The organism is Roseitalea sp. MMSF_3546 (assembly GCF_030732865.1).
Classification (GTDB): domain Bacteria; phylum Pseudomonadota; class Alphaproteobacteria; order Rhizobiales; family Rhizobiaceae; genus Roseitalea.
Genome location: NZ_JASHKB010000001.1, coordinates 224,592 through 241,226, shown reverse-complemented (window position 1 = coordinate 241,226; position 16,635 = coordinate 224,592). Strand labels below are relative to the sequence as shown.

Annotated in this window: 16 protein-coding genes and 1 tRNA gene; 10 read left to right on the top strand and 7 right to left on the bottom strand. The window is 67.9% G+C overall.

Annotation, left to right across the window (positions count from 1 at the left end; all coding sequences use genetic code 11):
* Nucleotides 1–210 precede the first annotated feature (210 nt).
* Complete coding sequence (locus RBB34_RS01210) at nt 211–1,131, bottom strand: LysR family transcriptional regulator (protein WP_306117347.1); 921 nt, start codon at nt 1,129–1,131, stop codon at nt 211–213.
* Between the two features lie 85 nt (nt 1,132–1,216).
* On the opposite strand from RBB34_RS01210, the gene RBB34_RS01205 reads away from it, so the two are divergent.
* Both RBB34_RS01205 and RBB34_RS01200 read left to right on the top strand, forming a co-directional pair.
* Complete coding sequence (locus RBB34_RS01205) at nt 1,217–1,933, top strand: type 1 glutamine amidotransferase domain-containing protein (protein WP_306117346.1); 717 nt, start codon at nt 1,217–1,219, stop codon at nt 1,931–1,933.
* Between the two features lie 20 nt (nt 1,934–1,953).
* Complete coding sequence (locus tag RBB34_RS01200) at nt 1,954–2,400, top strand: DMT family transporter (RefSeq protein ID WP_306117471.1); 447 nt, start codon at nt 1,954–1,956, stop codon at nt 2,398–2,400.
* A 320-nt stretch (nt 2,401–2,720) separates the two neighbouring features.
* On the opposite strand, the gene RBB34_RS01195 is transcribed toward RBB34_RS01200, so the two are convergent.
* Nucleotides 2,721–2,807: transfer RNA gene (locus RBB34_RS01195), tRNA-Leu, on the bottom strand.
* 81 nt (nt 2,808–2,888) lie between these two features.
* On the bottom strand, nt 2,889–3,830 hold the full coding sequence (locus tag RBB34_RS01190) for a nucleoside hydrolase (RefSeq protein ID WP_306117345.1): 942 nt from the start codon (nt 3,828–3,830) through the stop codon (nt 2,889–2,891).
* A gap of 146 nt (nt 3,831–3,976) precedes the next feature.
* Here RBB34_RS01190 and RBB34_RS01185 point away from each other — a divergent pair, with 146 nt between their 5' ends.
* The 7 genes from RBB34_RS01185 (at nt 3,977) to RBB34_RS01155 (ending at nt 12,884) form a co-directional block, all read left to right on the top strand.
* Complete coding sequence (locus RBB34_RS01185) at nt 3,977–4,402, top strand: Hsp20 family protein (RefSeq protein WP_306117344.1); 426 nt, start codon at nt 3,977–3,979, stop codon at nt 4,400–4,402.
* A gap of 175 nt (nt 4,403–4,577) precedes the next feature.
* The gene (locus tag RBB34_RS01180) at nt 4,578–5,780 is read left to right on the top strand and encodes an ABC transporter substrate-binding protein (protein WP_306117470.1); all 1,203 of its coding nucleotides are present in this window, start codon (nt 4,578–4,580) and stop codon (nt 5,778–5,780) included.
* A gap of 306 nt (nt 5,781–6,086) precedes the next feature.
* Complete coding sequence (locus RBB34_RS01175; protein WP_306117343.1) at nt 6,087–7,766, top strand: ABC transporter permease; 1,680 nt, start codon at nt 6,087–6,089, stop codon at nt 7,764–7,766.
* Nucleotides 7,763–8,458 carry an ATP-binding cassette domain-containing protein gene (locus tag RBB34_RS01170; protein ID WP_306117342.1) on the top strand — a complete coding sequence of 232 codons (696 nt, stop codon included), beginning with the start codon at nt 7,763–7,765 and terminating at the stop codon, nt 8,456–8,458. Before RBB34_RS01175 ends, RBB34_RS01170 begins: the two co-directional genes overlap by 4 nt.
* Nucleotides 8,455–10,917, top strand: a complete 2,463-nt coding sequence (gene hrpB / locus RBB34_RS01165; RefSeq protein ID WP_306117341.1) for an ATP-dependent helicase HrpB — start codon at nt 8,455–8,457, stop codon at nt 10,915–10,917. Before RBB34_RS01170 ends, hrpB begins: the two co-directional genes overlap by 4 nt.
* Nucleotides 10,918–10,966: 49 nt before the next feature.
* Nucleotides 10,967–12,292 carry an ActS/PrrB/RegB family redox-sensitive histidine kinase gene (locus tag RBB34_RS01160; RefSeq protein ID WP_306117340.1) on the top strand — a complete coding sequence of 442 codons (1,326 nt, stop codon included), beginning with the start codon at nt 10,967–10,969 and terminating at the stop codon, nt 12,290–12,292.
* Between the two features lie 22 nt (nt 12,293–12,314).
* The gene (locus tag RBB34_RS01155; RefSeq protein ID WP_306117339.1) at nt 12,315–12,884 is read left to right on the top strand and encodes an ActR/PrrA/RegA family redox response regulator transcription factor; all 570 of its coding nucleotides are present in this window, start codon (nt 12,315–12,317) and stop codon (nt 12,882–12,884) included.
* Between the two features lie 31 nt (nt 12,885–12,915).
* Here the strand turns inward: RBB34_RS01155 and RBB34_RS01150 are convergent, their stop codons facing one another.
* Nucleotides 12,916–13,389: an MmcB family DNA repair protein gene (locus RBB34_RS01150; RefSeq protein WP_306117338.1), complete on the bottom strand. Its 474-nt coding sequence runs from the start codon at nt 13,387–13,389 to the stop codon at nt 12,916–12,918.
* Nucleotides 13,390–13,601: 212 nt separating this feature from the next.
* Here RBB34_RS01150 and RBB34_RS01145 point away from each other — a divergent pair, with 212 nt between their 5' ends.
* Nucleotides 13,602–14,240, top strand: a complete 639-nt coding sequence (locus RBB34_RS01145; protein WP_306117337.1) for a L,D-transpeptidase — start codon at nt 13,602–13,604, stop codon at nt 14,238–14,240.
* A gap of 87 nt (nt 14,241–14,327) precedes the next feature.
* Here RBB34_RS01145 and RBB34_RS01140 read toward each other — a convergent pair whose 3' ends face one another.
* The 3 genes from RBB34_RS01140 to trpS all read right to left on the bottom strand — a co-directional run bounded on the left by RBB34_RS01140 (nt 14,328) and on the right by trpS (nt 16,616).
* Nucleotides 14,328–14,903, bottom strand: a complete 576-nt coding sequence (locus tag RBB34_RS01140) for a NifU family protein (RefSeq protein WP_306117336.1) — start codon at nt 14,901–14,903, stop codon at nt 14,328–14,330.
* Nucleotides 14,904–14,983: 80 nt separating this feature from the next.
* Nucleotides 14,984–15,475: a universal stress protein gene (locus RBB34_RS01135; protein ID WP_306117335.1), complete on the bottom strand. Its 492-nt coding sequence runs from the start codon at nt 15,473–15,475 to the stop codon at nt 14,984–14,986.
* Nucleotides 15,476–15,548: 73 nt separating this feature from the next.
* On the bottom strand, nt 15,549–16,616 hold the full coding sequence (gene trpS / locus RBB34_RS01130; protein WP_306117334.1) for a tryptophan--tRNA ligase: 1,068 nt from the start codon (nt 16,614–16,616) through the stop codon (nt 15,549–15,551).
* Between the last annotated feature and the right edge of the window lie 19 nt (nt 16,617–16,635).

The window sequence follows — 16,635 nt, the reverse complement described above, 5'->3', positions numbered from 1 at the left end:
GCATCGCAATGGCCGGGCAACAACGCCGCCGATGGCGGCGCAGGCCAGATCCGTCGAAGTCGGGCGCACGACTTGCGGCACGCAGATGGCGCAAGGCGCGGCGGGCTCGAGCCCGCCCTGGCGGATCAACGCGCAGCGCGGACCACTTCACAGACGCAGGCTATGCGTCAAGCCAATGACACAGCGCTCCGACTTGGCGCCACTGGCTGCTCACATCGTCGCTTCGCACATCCTCGCGACGACCCAGGCGATCACGGCATCGCCGCTGGCGCGCTTGTGCCAGACGGCCGAGACGTTGAATGGCCGCGGCGTGACCGGCGGATCGACCACAAGCAGCCGGAAGTTCGTTGCGTGCGCCATGGCGAGGCTGGCAGGGACCGTCGCGATCAGCTCGGTCCGGGACACGAGGTCAAGGGCGGTAAGAAACCCCGTCGTCGTTACCGCGACGGTACGCGTGCGGCCCCTTGCCCGCAGGGCGCTGTCGACGATGCCGCCCGTCGTGCCACCGGGCGCGGCAACGACATGGTGCTCGGCGCAGTAGGTGTTCAGCGTGACGGGGCCGCCCGCCGCGATCCTTGGGTGATCGGACCGGGCAATCACTTTGTAGGTCTCATCGACCAGGTGTCTTGTCTGAAGGCTTCCCGGTAGCTGTCTTGCAAATCCGATCCACAGGTCGGCCTCGTCGCGTTCAAGCGCGGCCACCGCCGCGTCGCGGCCCATGCCCTTGAACAGGAACCGCAGGCCCGGGGCCTCCTGATGCAGCCGCTCGATCACACCGGATAGTAGCGTGACCTCGAAGTCGAGCGCGCAGATCCGCAGTTCCCGGTGTTCCGTCGCCGGATTGAACGGTGCCGGGTTTGCCAGCATCGTCTCTGCCGCCTCGATCACCTGTTCGGCGATCCGCGCCAGTTGAATGGCCCGTGTCGTCGGCTCCACGCCGTGCGGGCGACGGATGAACAGTTCGTCATCGAAGACGTCGCGAAGCCGCGCCACCGAATGGCTGATCGCGGTCTGCGTCACGCCCAGCGCAGCGGCGACGTCGGACAGCTTCCGACGACGCACGCCCTCGCGCAGGACGAGCAGAAGCATGAAATCCAGCCGCCGGATTTTAGTCTCGTTCAAGTCAGACATGAGGCGAATTCGTTAGCATTCATATCAGTGCTGGTCCAACTCTTCGCCGACGACATTCCCGCCCCTTCAGCGCCCAGGAGAGACAATGAGCAATCCCCGAAGGATCCTGATGATCGTCTCGAACCCCGCCACCTCGCCGGTCACGGGCTGGCCGATCGGCTTTTGGTGGGCCGAACTGTCCCATGCCTACGCGGTCTTCGAGCAGGCCGGCTACCGGATCGACATCGTGTCGCCCGACGGCGGCAAGCTGGAGGCGGACGGCTACTCCGACCCCGAGGACGAAAGCGGCTACTCGGTGCAGGACACGATCTCGCTCGCCTTCAAGAACGATCCGGCCAAGATGCAACGCCTCGACAACACGCCGGCGCTCGCAGACGTGCGCCCCGACGACTACGATGCCCTCTTCGTTGTCGGGGGGCAGGGCCCGATGGTGACCATGATCGACGACGAGCGCGTGCATCGTTTCGTGGCCGAATTCTATGAGGCCGGCAAGGTGACCGCCGCCGTCTGCCACGGCACCTGCATTCTTCTGAAGACCCGCCTGTCGACCGGCGACCTGCTGGTGAAGGGAAAGCGCTGGACCGGCTTCGCGGATTCCGAGGAAGCCTATGTCGAACAGGCGGTCGGCCAGAAGATCCAGCCCTTCTGGATCGAGACGGAAGCACGCAAGATCGCCGAGACCCGATTTGAGGTCGCCGGCCCGCTCGAGGAGCATGCGATCCGGGATGGCAATCTCATTACCGGCCAGCAGCAGGTCTCGGCCGGCGCGGCGGCCCGCGAGATCGTCGCGGCGCTCTCCTGAGGGCGGTCGGAGTCGTGGGCATGACGCAATGGGCGCTGATTCTTGCCGCCTTCGCCACCGGCGCGCTCGTTCCGTTGCAACTGGTCTTCAACGGTCAGCTGGGCGGGGTGACACGCAATGCCTTCACCGCATCGCTGATCGTGTTCCTGATCGGCGCCCTCGTGCTGGCCGCGATGGTCGTGATCACGCGGCCGACCTTGCCGAGCGTCGGAACGCTCATGGCGGCGCCGAAGACCGTATGGCTCGGCGGGCTGATCGCGACCGCCTATATCGTGGCCATCGTCATCATCACGCCACGCCTCGGCGTCGGGGTGACGACCGGGCTGATTCTTGTCGGCCAGCTCTGCATGGCCCTTGCGCTCGATCACTTCGGCGCCTTCGGCAACCCGCAACAGACGCTTGGCCTCGGCCGCGCCGCGGGTTTGTCGCTGATGGTCGCGGGCGTCGTTCTCATCAAATCGTTCTGAAAGGCCTTCCATGTCCCAAGCGCAAAGAACCGTACCGGTCACCGGTGGCCATCGAGGCCTTGCCGCCGCGATCAACGGGACCGGGGAGAGGACCGGTCTGCCGGGCAGCAATGGCGGCTTCACCCCGAAAGACCGCAGGGACGATCCGGACTTTTTCGCTCCACCTTTGCGATCGAGAGGGGTTTTCGGCCGAGAACTTGGCCCACTCCATGTGGATCAGCGCGCTGGCACCGACCGCGCCGATCGCGCACCTTCCGCCCAGCCTGCCGGACGAGGCTGTGGTGCTGAACGCGTCCAAGAGCAGCGATGAGGAGGATGGGTGGTGCCCAGAAGAGGACTCGAACCTCCACGGCCTTGCGGCCACTGGCACCTGAAGCCAGCGCGTCTACCAATTCCGCCATCTGGGCACGAAATCGGATCGTCGCATACGCGCTCGCTCCATCACTGTCAACACGAACCAAGCCGACAGGCCGGCGCCGGCAAACCGGTCACAGCCGCGCCAGGCGCTCGACGATCAGGTCGAAGAAGCCGGTCGCGTCGATCTCGCGCAGCACATTGGCGTTGGCGGGCTTTTTCGTCACGCGCCACCAGTCGACGACCGTCATGCCCATGGTCAGTTCCGAGCCGGTCTCGATCGCCACATGGCAGTCGCGGCCCGAGAACAGTTCCGGCCGCAGCAAATAGGCGATCACGCACGGATCGTGCAGCGGCCCGCCATCGGTGCCGTATTTCTCCTCGTCATAGCGGTCGAAGAAGTCGAGCAGCGCGGCGGCCGCATCGCAGACCGGCGTGCCCTTGGCGCGCAGCGCGTCCAGCCGGGCATTGCTCGTCAGCGCCTTGTGGGTGACATCGAGCGGCGCCATGACGATCGGCACGCCCGCGGTGAAGACCGTATGGGCGGCGTGCGGGTCGACATAGATGTTGAATTCGGCCGCCGGCGTGGTGTTGCCGCCCTCGAAGAAGCCGCCGCCCATCAGCACGATGCGGGCGATCTTCGGCGCGATGTCGGGCGCCTTGATCAGCGCCAGCGCGATATTGGTCAGCGGGCCGAGCGGGCACAGCGTGACATGGCCGTCGGGATGGGCGCGGACCGTATCGATGATGAAGTCGACCGCGTTTTGCGGCTGGACGGGCATGGTCGGCTCGGGCAGGTCGGGCCCGTCCAGGCCGGTCTTGCCGTGCACGTGCTCGGCGGTGACGAGACGGCGCATCAGCGGTCGCGAGGCGCCGGCATGGACCGGCGTTTCGGGCCTGCCGGCCAGTTCGCAGATCTTGCGCGCGTTCTTCGTGGTCAGTTCGAGCGGCACGTTGCCGGCCACCGTGGTGATGCCGAGGATTTCAAGTTCCGGGCTCGCCAGCGCCAACAGGATCGCGATCGCGTCGTCCTGGCCCGGATCGGTGTCGATGATGATGGCGCGCCTGTCTGACATGGTCTGATCCCCGGATTTCCTTGAAAAACGCCCGCCCGGACGGCATAAACCGCGACAGGCGAATGCCGTCCGGGTTCGCCGGGCCGCGGTCGAAATGCAAGCGAAATGTTTCGATCGCCGTTGCTTTGCAAAAGGACATGACGGCCATGACACGCACGACCACGCTGTCGAGCCCGCTGCTCGTGGGGTTCGAAGCCATCGAGAAGTCGCTCGAACGCGTCGCCAAATCGGGCGACGGCTACCCGCCCTACAATATCGAGCGCATCGCGGCCGAGGATCGCGCCATCGTGCGCATCACGCTGGCGGTGGCCGGCTTCGGCATCGACGATCTGGAGATCACCACCGAGGACAGCCAGCTGATCATTCGCGGCCAGCGCGCCGAAGAGGACCAGCCGGACCGGCAATACCTGCATCGCGGCATCGCCGCGCGCCAGTTCCAGCGCGCCTTCGTGCTCGCCGACGGCATGCGGGTGATCGGGGCGCAACTGGAAAACGGCCTGCTGATGATCGACCTGGACCGGCCGCAGCCCGAGCGGCAGGTGCGCAGGATCGCCATCAGCCAGAAGGACTGAGCCTGGCCGGCGCCGGCCGGAAAAAGCAGCCGAGGCGGCGCTGACGCAGGTCTCACCGCAATGTGAGCCGGTTTGAGCATCGGTTTGTTGACCTTTTGCCGGCCTGCGTGATGTTTGCCGTACCGTGGAACCTTCCGGAGACCGAGCCTTGAAGCCGCTTTCGTGCACCATCGCCCTGACCGCCAGCCTCGCTGCGGCCGCCTTCCCCGCCCTTGCCGAGACGCCCGACCCGGCCGACTGGGAGGCGGTGCTCGCCGCGGCCGAAGGGCAAAAGGTCTATTTCAACGCCTGGGGCGGCTCGACCCAGATCAACGCCTATATCGACTGGATCGGCGACCGGCTCGCCGAGCGTCACGACATCGATCTGGTGCACGTCAAGCTCGACGATACGGCAAATGCGGTGTCGACGGTGGTCGCCGAAAAGGCGGCCGGTCGGGACGAGGGCGGATCGATCGATCTGATCTGGATCAATGGCGAGAACTTCGCCTCGATGAAGCGGCAGGGCCTCTTGTTCGCGCCGGACTGGACGACGAAACTGCCCAACTGGGCATTCGTCGACCACGAGACCAAGCCGACGATCACGGTCGATTTCACGGTGCCGACCGACGGGCTCGAATCGCCCTGGGGCATGGCCAAGATGGTGTTCTTCCACGACAGCGCGCGCACCGATGCCGCCGACCTGCCCGACGGCGCGGCCGAATTGCTGGAATGGGCCAGGGCCAATCCGGGCCGGTTCTCCTATCCGCAGCCGCCCGATTTCGTCGGGTCGAGCTTTCTCAAGCAGGTGCTGATCGAGACCGTGGACGATCCGTCCGTCCTGCAGGCGCCGGTGGTCGAGGCCGAGTTCGAGGCGGTGACCGAGCCCCTTTTCGACTATCTCGATGCGCTGCATCCACATTTGTGGCGCAGCGCGCGCACCTTTCCCAAGGACTATCCGTCCATGAGCCAGCTTCTGGCGGACGGCGAACTGGACATCACCTTCGCCTTCAACCCGGCCGAAGCGTCCAACGCGATCGCCAACCAGCTTCTGCCGGAGACGGTGCGCTCGTTCACCTTTTCGGGCGGCACGCTCGCCAACACCCATTTCGTCGCCATTCCCTACAACGCCAACGCCAAGGCCGGCGCGCTGGTGACGGCGAACCTCCTGCTCTCGCCGGAAGCGCAGGCGCGCAAGCAGGATCCGGAAGTGTGGGGCGATCCGACCGTGCTCGCCATGGACAAGCTGTCCGAGGAGGACCGCGCGCGGTTCGAGGCGCTCGATCTGGGCATCGCGACGCTGCGCCCCGACGAACTCGGCCCGTCGCTCGCAGAGCCGCATCCGAGCTGGATGACGCGCATCGAGGAAAAATGGGCCGCGCGCTATGCGGTGGGCAATTGACAGCCAGCCGGTGGCGCCACGCCACGCCGACGCACCCGCTTCGCGTCTCTTCGCAATGAGCCGCTCCAGACCTTGCCCCTCCCCCATCGCGGTGGGAGGGGCGACACCGGCGCCGCCGCCTTGGTGCCGACTTGTGCGCCCGGGACCAGCGACGGTGCGACAGGCGCGCAGGCTCATGCCCCCCTTCCAATACGCTGAGCCGGCCGAAGGACGGGAAAGCGCAGATCGGTGGGCGCAAGAGGCGAGAGGCAACGGCACCTCCGGTTCGGCCGCCTGCGGTTCGGCCGCCTGCGGCCGGGTCGGCTGATGCTTCGCCTTGCCCCGCCGCTCGCGCTGATCGTCCTGGCGGTGCCGCTGGCGTTCGGCGTGCTCGGCACGGTGCTGCCGGCCTTGGGTTACCTGCCGGCGCTCGGCGGCACGCGCCTCACCCTTGCGCCCTTCGCCGAACTGCTGGCCCAACCGGGCATTGTGCGTTCATCGATCCAGGCGCTGCTGATCGGCCTTGCGACGACCGCCGTCTCGCTTGTTCTCGTGGCCGGGTTCGTCTGCGCCTGGTATGGCACGCGCGCCTTCGCTTTCATCCAGCATCTGGTCTCGCCGCTGCTCGCCGTCCCGCACGCGGCGGCCGCCTTCGGCTTTGCCTTCATGATCGCGCCGTCGGGCTATCTGGCGCGCCTGGTCTCGCCATGGGCGACGGGCTGGGAACGCCCGCCGGACTGGCTGATCGTCAACGATCCGGCCGGGCTCGCGCTGATCGCGGGGCTTGTGCTCAAGGAAGTGCCGTTCCTGCTTCTGGTGACGCTCGCCGCGCTGCCGCAGGTGCCCGCCACGCGCGCGCAAGAACTCAGTCAGTCGCTCGGCTATGGCCTGCTCGCCGGCTTCATGTTCACCGTGTGGCCGGCGCTCTACCGGCAGATCCGCCTCGCCGTCTTCGCGGTGATCGCCTATGCGAGCGCCAATGTCGACGTCGCCATCATCCTGGGCCCGACCACGCCGGAAACGCTGCCGGTGCGGCTCGTTGGCTGGATGAACGATCCCGACCTTTCCATGCGCTTCATGGCCTGCGCAGGCGCGGTGCTGCAGATCGGCGTCACCGCCACGGCCATCGCTATCTGGGTCGCGATGGAAAGGGCCATGCACATACTCGCCGAGCGCGTGTGCGAGACCGGACGCCGTTTCCGGCGCGACGGGGCCATGCGCATGCTCGCCGGCGCGGCGATGACGGTCCAGGCGCTGCTCGTCTTCGGCGGCCTTGCGATCCTGGCGCTGTGGTCGGTCTCGGGGCTGTGGCAGTTCCCCGATGCGCTGCCGGCGAACCTGTCGCTGCGCAGCTGGAAGCAGAGCCTGCCGGTGCTGGCCGGCCCGCTCGCGACCACCATCATCGTCGGTGTCGCGGCGACCGCCATCTCGCTTGCCATCGCGCTCGCCTGCCTGCAGCGGGAGAACGAGACCGGCCGCACGGGCGGCAACCGGGCGCTGGCGCTCGTCTACCTGCCGCTGCTGGTGCCGCAGATCGGCTTTCTGTTCGGCCTGCAATTGTTGCTCGTGGCCGCCGATGCCGACGCCAACTGGGCGGCGCTGATCGGCGCGCACGTCATCTTCGTGCTGCCTTACGTCTTCCTGTCGCTGTCGGCGCCCTGGCGCGCCTATGACCGGCGATACGAGGCGATCGCCGCCGCGCTCGGCGCGACCACCGGCCGCATCTTCTGGCGCGTGCGACTGCCCATGCTGACACGGGCCGTGCTGGCGGCGAGCGCGGTCGGCTTTGCCGTGTCGGTCGGCCAGTACCTGCCGACGCTGCTCGTCGGCGCGGGCCGGTTTCCCACCATCACCACCGAAGCGGTGGCGCTCGGCTCGGGCGGCAATCGCCGGGTGATCGGCGTCTACGCCTTCCTGCAGATGATGCTGCCGTTCATCGGCTTTGTCCTTGCCGGCCTGGTTCCCGCCTTGCTTTTCCGCAATCGCCGCGCGATCAGGGGCGTGTGACTCCCGCCGCCCCGTCCACAACGAGCGATGCCGCCGGCCTGCGCCTGGCCGATGTCAGGATCACGCTCGACGGTCGGCCGCTGGTCGCGGCGGACCATGCCATCGCGCCCGGCGAGGTGCTCACCGTGATGGGTCCCTCGGGATCGGGCAAGTCGACGCTGCTGGCGTTCATCGGCGGGTTTCTCGACCCGGCCTTCACGGCGCACGGGCGCATCTGGTGCGCCGGACGCGACATCACCGACGAGCCGCCGCAGGCCCGCCATGCCGGCCTCCTGTTCCAGGATCCGCTCCTGTTCCCGCACATGTCGGTGGGCGGCAACCTGGTCTTCGCGCTGCCCCAGCATGTGCGACCGGTCGCAAGACGCAAGGAACGGGCCGCCGAAGCGCTCGCCGATGTCGGACTTGCGGGTTTCTTCGACCGCGATCCGGACACGCTGTCGGGCGGACAGAAGGCGCGGGTGGCGCTGGCCCGCGTGCTCGTCTCCGAGCCGGCCTTCATGCTGCTCGACGAGCCCTTCTCCAAGCTCGATGCCGGCCTGCGCGCGCAGATCCGGCGGCTGGTCTTCGACCGCGCGCGCGCCATGCGGCTGCCGGTGCTGCTGGTCACGCACGATCAGGCCGATGCGGACGCGGCCTGCGGCGTGACCATCCATGTCGCCCCGCCCGAGGGCTGCGAAGGGAGCGGCGCGTGATCGACCTTGCGGCCACGGGCCTGCCTGTGGTCGACGTGCTGGGCGATCTCGCCGCGGCACTCGACGACAGGCCCAACGCCGTGCTCGTCGCCCCGCCCGGCGCCGGCAAGACGACGCTTGTGCCGCTCGCGCTGCTCGATGCCCAATGGGCGGCGGGCCAGCGGATCGTCATGCTCGAACCGCGACGGCTTGCCGCGCGCGCCGCCGCCCGGCGCATGGCGCATCTGATCGGCGATCAGGTGGGCGGAACGGTGGGGTACCGCATGCGGCTCGACAGCAAGGTCGGCGCGCAGACCCGGATCGAGGTGGTGACCGAAGGCGTCTTCGCGCGCATGCTGCTCGACGATCCCGAACTGACCGGCATCGCGGCGGTGATCTTCGACGAGTTTCACGAGCGCTCGCTCGATGCCGACTTCTCGCTGGCGCTGGCGCTCGACGTGCAGGCCGGCCTGCGCGACGATCTGCGGCTGGTCGTGATGTCGGCCACGCTCGATGGCGGGCGCGTGGCCGCGCTCATGGACGATGCGCCGGTCATCGAAAGCGCCGGCCGGTCCTATCCGGTCGCGATCCGATATCGGCCGCGACGGCCCGACCTGCGCATCGAGGACGCCACGGCCGAAGCGGTGCGCACCGCGCTGCGCGAGGAGGAGGGCAGCATCCTCGCCTTTCTGCCCGGACAGGCGGAAATCCGCCGGACCGCCGAGCGGCTCGAACCGCGCCTTCCGGCCGATGCCTATCTGGCGCCGCTGTTCGGCGCGATGGACATTGCCGATCAGGACAGGGCGATCGCCCCGGCCGCGGCAGGCCGGCGCAAGATCGTGCTCGCGACCGCGATCGCCGAAAGCTCGGTGACGATCGACGGCGTGCGCGTCGTCATCGATTCGGGACTGGCGCGGCGCCCGGTGTTCGAGCCGGGGCAGGCGATCACGCGGCTCGAAACCGTGCGCGTCAGCCGCGCTTCGGCCGACCAGCGCGCCGGCCGTGCCGGACGCACGCAGCAAGGTGTCGCGCTCCGCCTGTGGCATGAGGGCCAGACCGCCTCGCTGATCGCGTTCGATCCGCCCGAGATCACCCAGACCGACCTGTCGAGACTTGTGCTCGACTGCCTGGCCTGGGGCGTCAAGGACCCGCGCGCCCTGCGCTTCGTCGATGCGCCGCCCGAACCGGCCCTGATGAAAGCACGCGCCAGGCTCGAAAGCCTTGGTGCGATCGATGCCGGGGGCGCCCTGACCGCAAAGGGGCAAAGACTGCGCACGATCGCGCTGCCGGTGCCGCTGGCGGCGATGGTGGCCGATGCCACGGGCCGGGACGATGCCGTGCGGCGCGCGCGACTGGCCGTGCTGATCACCGAGCGCGGCCTTGGCGGGGCCTCGACCGATCTCGACCGGCGGCTCGCCGCCTTCGAAAGCGACCGCTCGCCGCGCGGCCGGCAAAGCCGCCAGCTTGCCGCGCGGCTCGCCGGCGGGCTCGACCTGTCCGATGGTGGCGCGGCGGCGTCCGGCGCCGGCGCGATGCTGCTGGGCGCGTTTTCCGACCGGGTGGCGCGGGCGCGGCCCGGCCAGCCCGGACGCTTCGTGATGGCCGGCGGCCGCGGCGTCAGGGTCGAGCAGGCCGATCCGCTCGCCGCCGAGGACTTCATCGTCTGCGCCGAGGTGGCCGGCGCGGGCGCCGATACGCGGTTGATCGCAGGGGCTGCGGTCACTCGCGCGCAGATCGAGGAGCGGCTTGGCGACCGGATCGCCGAAGCGGTCGAGCATCGCTTCGATCCTGCGTCGGGCACGTTGTCGGCGCGCGCGGTCCGCCGGCTCGGCGCGATCACGCTCGATGCGGCGCCCCGGCCGGTCGAAGCGGGCGAGAAGACGACAACGGCGCTGATCGAGGCGGTGCGCCGGCACGGCCTCGACACGCTGCCCTGGGAGAGGTCGAGCAGCGACCTGCGCGCACGCCTCGCCTGGCTGCATGCGCGGCTCGGGGCGCCCTGGCCGGAGATGGGCGCGGCGGCGCTGATCGCCTCGCTCGAGCACTGGCTGGCGCCGTTTCTGGCCGGCAGGACCGGCCTTGCCGATGTCCCGCTGCGCGCGGCGCTGCTGAGCCGGCTCGACCACGCGCTGCACGGCGAACTCGACCGCCTCGCACCGCACCACTTCACCGCGCCGACCGGCTCGAAGGTCCCGCTCGCCTATCCCGAAGACGGCGCCGCGCCGGTGCTGTCGGTCCGCGTGCAGGAGCTGTTCGGCATAAGGGCGCATCCGACTGTGCTCGGCGGCTCGGTGCCGATGGTCATCGAGCTACTCTCGCCGGCTCACCGGCCCATCCAGCGCACCACGGACCTGCCCGCCTTCTGGGCGGGATCGTGGAGGGATGTGCGCGCGGCCATGCGCGGGCGCTACCCCAAACATGCCTGGCCGGACGACCCGGCCCATGCCGAGCCGACACGACAGGCAAAACGGCGAAATTAGAAACCTTCAAATCTGGCAATCGGCAGCCCCGGGCGCCATATGAGCGGGCATGGATCAACAGGTCGTGCAGCAGGAAGTGGGCCAGTCCGAGCGCTTCGAGCGGCGCCGGCTGCGCATGTCGACGCTGATCAACACGCGCTGGATCGCGGTGTTCGGCCAGAGCGCGGCCGTCACATTCGTTGCCGCATGGTTCGGCTTTCAGTTTCCGGTCGTCGCCTGTTTCGCGCTGATCGCCATTTCGGCGGCGCTCAATCTGGTGCTGACATGGATCTATCCGGCCAATCGGCGGCTCGACCCGATGAGCGTGTTCGGCGTCCTGGCATTCGACATCATGCAGCTTGCCGCGCTGTTGTTCCTGACCGGCGGGCTCGAGAACCCCTTTTCGGTGCTGCTGATCGTGCCGGTGATCATCTCCGCCGCAACGCTGCCGGCCCTTTACACGGCCACTCTGGGTTTCCTCGTGGTCACCGCGGCAACCGTTCTGGTCTTCTCGCACCTGCCGCTGCCCTGGTATTCGGACGTTGCGCTCGACATACCGTTCATCTTCGTGGCCGGCATGTGGGGCGCCGTGATCTCGTCGGTCGCCTTCACCGCCTTTTACGTCTATCGCGTCGCAGACGAGGCGCGCAGCCTGGCCGACGCGCTGTCGGCGACCGAACTGGTGCTGCAGCGCGAGCAGCACCTGTCGGCGCTCGACGGGCTCGCCGCGGCCGCGGCGCACGAACTGGGAACGCCGCTGGCCACGATCTCGCTCGTCTCCAAGGAAATGGACCGGGCCACCACCGAAGACGACCCGCTCAAGGAGGATGTGCGCCTTCTGCGCGCGCAGGCCGACCGCTGCCGGCAGATCCTGAGCCAGCTGTCGACGCTGAACACGACGTCCGAAGCGCTGATGTCCCGGCTCTCGCTACGTGAGATGATCGAGGAAGTGGTCGATCCGCATCGCGAGTTCGGCGTGGACATCGCCACAACGCATGAGGGCGACGGTTCGGCCGAACCGGTGATGCGGCGCAATCCGGGCATCCTCTACGGATTGGGAAACCTGGTCGAGAACGCCGTCGACTTTGCGCGCAACCGGGTCTCCATCCGGCTGGGCTGGTCGCAGGAGCGTGTCGAGATCGACATCGTCGACGACGGACCGGGGTTCCCGTCCGACCAGCTCGAAAAGCTGGGCGAGCCCGATATCAGCATGGCGCGCGGCGCCCTGCGCAGCCGCAAGGGCGGGCCCGGGCTCGGCCTGGGCATCTTCATCGCCAAGACGCTGCTCGAGCGCAGCGGCGCGACGCTGCATTTTTCCAATGGGCCGCAGCCCGGTACCGGCGCCAAGATCTCGGTACACTGGCCCCGCTCATCCATCGAGGCGGAAGCTGCGTAGTTGAAGACAAAACAGGTGATTCATGACACACACACAGATCGCAGACCATGATGCGCCGGCCATCGGGCCGGACCCGACCCTGCTGGTCGTCGACGACGACGTGCCATTCCTGCGGCGGCTCGGCCGCGCCATGGAAAGCCGCGGCTTCGTGGTGGAGATGGCCGAATCGGTCGCCGAGGGCCTGGCCAAGGTCGAGGCGGCGCCACCGGCCTATGCGGTGGTCGACATGCGGCTCGAAGACGGCAACGGCCTCGAGGTCATCAAGGCGCTGCACGCCAAGCGCGACGACACGCGCGCGATCGTGCTGACCGGCTACGGCAACATCGCCACCGCCGTCAACGCGGTCAAGCTGGGCGCGATCGACTACCTGTCCAAGCCCGCCGATGCCGACGATGTGTACAACGCGCTCACCGTGGCGCCAAACCAGCCGCCGCCGCCGCCGGAAAATCCGATGTCGGCGGACCGGGTGCGCTGGGAGCACATCCAGCGCGTCTACGAGATGTGCGACCGCAACGTGTCGGAGACGGCGCGCCGGTTGAACATGCATCGCAGGACGCTGCAGCGCATTCTGGCAAAACGCGCGCCGAGATAGGGCGAACGAAAAAGGGGGCGTTCGCCCGTGCTCACCCCGTCATCATCCACTCGGCCGCCAGAAGCCGTTCGGCGGCAAAGCGCGCAAAGCGCAGCGTCATCGCCTTGCGCCGGGCAGCGGCCAGGCGATGCTCGGGCGCCTCGACGAGGATCTCGGCGCCATGGGCATCGGCGCGGATGAAGCCGCACTGGGCCGGAAACAGCGCCTGCGGCACGTCGGGCAGGGTGGCGAAGAAGAACCTGTCGCAGAAATCGCGATAGTCGGGCCATTTGCGGTCGGCACGCAGATCGGCGGGCGAGGACTTGATCTCGACGATCCAGATCGCGCCCTCGCGCGTCAGCCCGACCAGATCCGCGCGCCGGCCATTGGCGAGCGTCATCTCCGGCACAAGGGCGAGACCGGCCTCGAACAGAAGCGTCTGCACGCCGCGGCGCACGCGAAGGGCCCGGTCGGACTGGCGGCCGTCTTCGGTGGGCGGCGAGGCGTTCACGGTGACAAGCGGCATGCTCGGATCGTCTCCGGCAATCGTCGGCGGAGGGGAAGGCTCGGGTCGAATTGTGCCATATCTGTGTTCACAATGCGACACGGTGTGCCAAAGCGCACAGCGGCCACGCCCGCAAGGCACGCATAAGCTTGCTCGTGCAATCACAAATCGGTACAAACGAGGTGAGGCGGAGAGCGGAGGACGCTCTGCTCACCGGATGGGGGAAGACGGACATGCAGCGAAGACAGTTTCTCGCAGGGGTGGCGGCGCTTGCGACAACAGGCGTGGCGGGATGCTCGACGATCACGAACACGATCACCAATTCGGCCTATTTCGCCAATGCCTATGCCGGCCGGACCGATGGTCAGTACAAGCTGCCGTCGATTCCGGTGTCCAAGGTGCCGGCGAAATACCGCCGCCAGGTGGTCAATTATCCCACTGACGAAAAGCCCGGCACCATCATCGTCGATACGCCGAACCGGTTCCTCTACCTGGTCCAGGAGGACGGCAAGGCGATGCGCTACGGCATTGGCGTGGGCCGTGACGGCTTCCGCTGGGCCGGCACGGCGCGCGTCGGCTGGAAGCGCAAATGGCCGACCTGGACGCCGCCCGAGCCGATGATTCGCCGGCAACCGGAACTGGCCAAATACCGTGGCGGCATGGAGCCGGGCCTGACCAATCCGCTCGGCGCACGGGCGCTCTATCTGATGCAGGGTCGGCGGGACACCGGCTACCGCCTGCACGGCACGCCCGAATGGTGGTCGATCGGCGGGGCGGTCTCGTCGGGCTGCATCCGGCTGATGAACCAGGACGTGATCGACCTTTACGAACGCGTCGATCCGGGCGCCAAGGTGATCGTCAAGCAGGGCTGACCGGTTCGGTGCCGGACCGCATCCAAGAAAGGCCGGAGACGATCCGGCCTTTGTTGCGTCTGGCCTGGCCGGGTCCGGCGGCGCCGCTCAGACGGCCTCGACCTGCTGCACTTCGGGGATGAAGTGGCGCAGCAGGTTCTGAATGCCGTGCTTGAGCGTTGCCGTCGAAGACGGGCAACCGGCGCAGGCGCCCTTCATGTGCAAGAAGACCACGCCGTCCCTGAAGCCGCGAAAGGTGATGTCGCCGCCATCCTGGGCAACGGCGGGCCGCACGCGCGTCTCGATCAACTCCTTGATCGTGGCGACGATCGTCTCGTCGCCCGCATCGAAGAACTCCTCGTCGGCACCCATGGACGGGCCGCCGGCGCCGCCCTGATCGGCCATGACCGGCGCGTCGGACATGAAGTGCTCCATGATGCCGGCCAGCACGGCGGGCTTGAGATGCGACCAGTCCACGCCGTCCTGCTTGGACACGGTGACGAAATCATAGCCGAAGAACACACCCGTCACGCCGTCGATGGCGAACAGGCGGCCGGCCAGCGGCGATTGCGCGGCGGCCGCTTCGGGCTCGCGGAAATCGGCCGTGCCCATCTCCATGACGACCTGTCCGGGCAGGAACTTCAGCGTTGCGGGGTTGGGCGTGGCTTCGGTCTGGATGAACATGGCGGTCACCGGTCAAAGATTGGAATGATTCCAAAATAGGGGGCTTTCTCCCCGACATCAAGGGCGTCCGGGCCGGGGCGCTATGACAGGCTCTCGATGTCCTCGTCCGTCAGATTGGCGGGCACGACCGTGACCGGGATCGGAAAGGCCGCGTCGCGCCCGGCCACCGAGGAGACGAGCGGGCCCGGCCCCTCCTTGGCGGCGGCGGCGGCCAGCACCAGGATGGCGATGTCCTGGTCCTCCTCGATCAGCGCGTGGATCTGCTCGGCCGGCCGGCCCTCGCGAATGACGGTCTCGGCCTCCACGCCGCAGCGTTCGCGGGCGAGCGAGGCGTATTTGGCGAGCACCTGCTCGGCGCGCTCGAGCGCTTCCTCGCGCATGACCTGCTCGACGCCCAGCCAGTGCTGGAAATCGCCCGGCTCGATGACGAACAGGAGGATCAGCCCGCCACCGGAATTGACCGCCCGGCGCGCCGCATAAAGCAAAGCACGCTCGCATTCGGGCGTCTCGTCCATGATGGCGAGAAACTTGCGATGGTGGCCGGCCTCGCCGGACAGGCGCTTGGTTACCATGGATGCGATCCTGTCATGACCGCGATGTCGCCACAAGATGCCGTCACCGGCATCGATATGCCGACGGGCCGGGTCACGGACTGAGGCCGACGATGCGCTTGACGTCGGCCACGGTGCGCGCCGCCATCGTCGAAGCGCGCTCGGCGCCGTCGGCGAGAACCGCATCGATGTGAGCGGGATCGGCCAGCAGACGACGCATTTCGCCGGCGACCGGGCTGATCACCTCGACGGCGAGATCGGCCAGCGCCGGCTTGAACGCCGAGAACGGCCGGCCGCCGTGATCGGCCAGCACGGCGTGGCTGCTGACATCGGCGAGCGCGGCGTAGATGCCGACCAGATTGGCCGCCTCCGGCCGGCCCTCGAGACCGCCGGTGTCGGAGGGCAATGGCTCGGAATCGGTCTTGGCCTTGCGGATCTTGCGCGCGATATCCTCGGCGGTGTCGGTCAGATTGATGCGCGACATGTCGGAAGGGTCGGATTTCGACATCTTCTTGGTGCCGTCGCGCAGGCTCATGATGCGCGTCGCCGGCCCCTCGATCACCGGTTCGGTGAGCGGGAAATAGCCCGACACGGTCTCGCGGCCGACTTCCATCTCGACGCCAAGGCCCAGTTCGGCGATGTGGGCGGAATAGTCGTTGTTGAACTTCTGCGCGATGTCGCGGGTCAGCTCCAGATGCTGCTTCTGATCCTCGCCGACGGGGACATGCGTTGCCCGATAGACCAGAATGTCGGCGGCCATCAGCGTGGGATAGGCGAACAGGCCGACCGAAGCGTTCTCGCGGTCCTTGCCCGCCTTTTCCTTGAACTGGGTCATGCGGTTGAGCCAGCCCATGCGGGCCACGCAGTTGAACACCCAGGCCAGTTCCGCGTGCTCGTGCACGCGCGACTGGTTGAAGACGATGTGGTCCCTTGGGTCGATGCCCGAGGCGATGAACGCCGCCGCGACCGAGCGCGTGGCGTCGAGCAGTTCGCGCGGATCCTGCGGCAGGGTGATGGCGTGCAGGTCGACCACGCAGTAGATGCACTTGTAATGCGCCTGCATGGCGACGAACTTGCGGATCGCGCCCAGATAGTTGCCGAGCGTGAGATTGCCCGTCGGCTGGACGCCGGAAAAGACGCGTTCGTGAAAGGTGGCGGTCATCGGAAAACCGGAGCGTGTG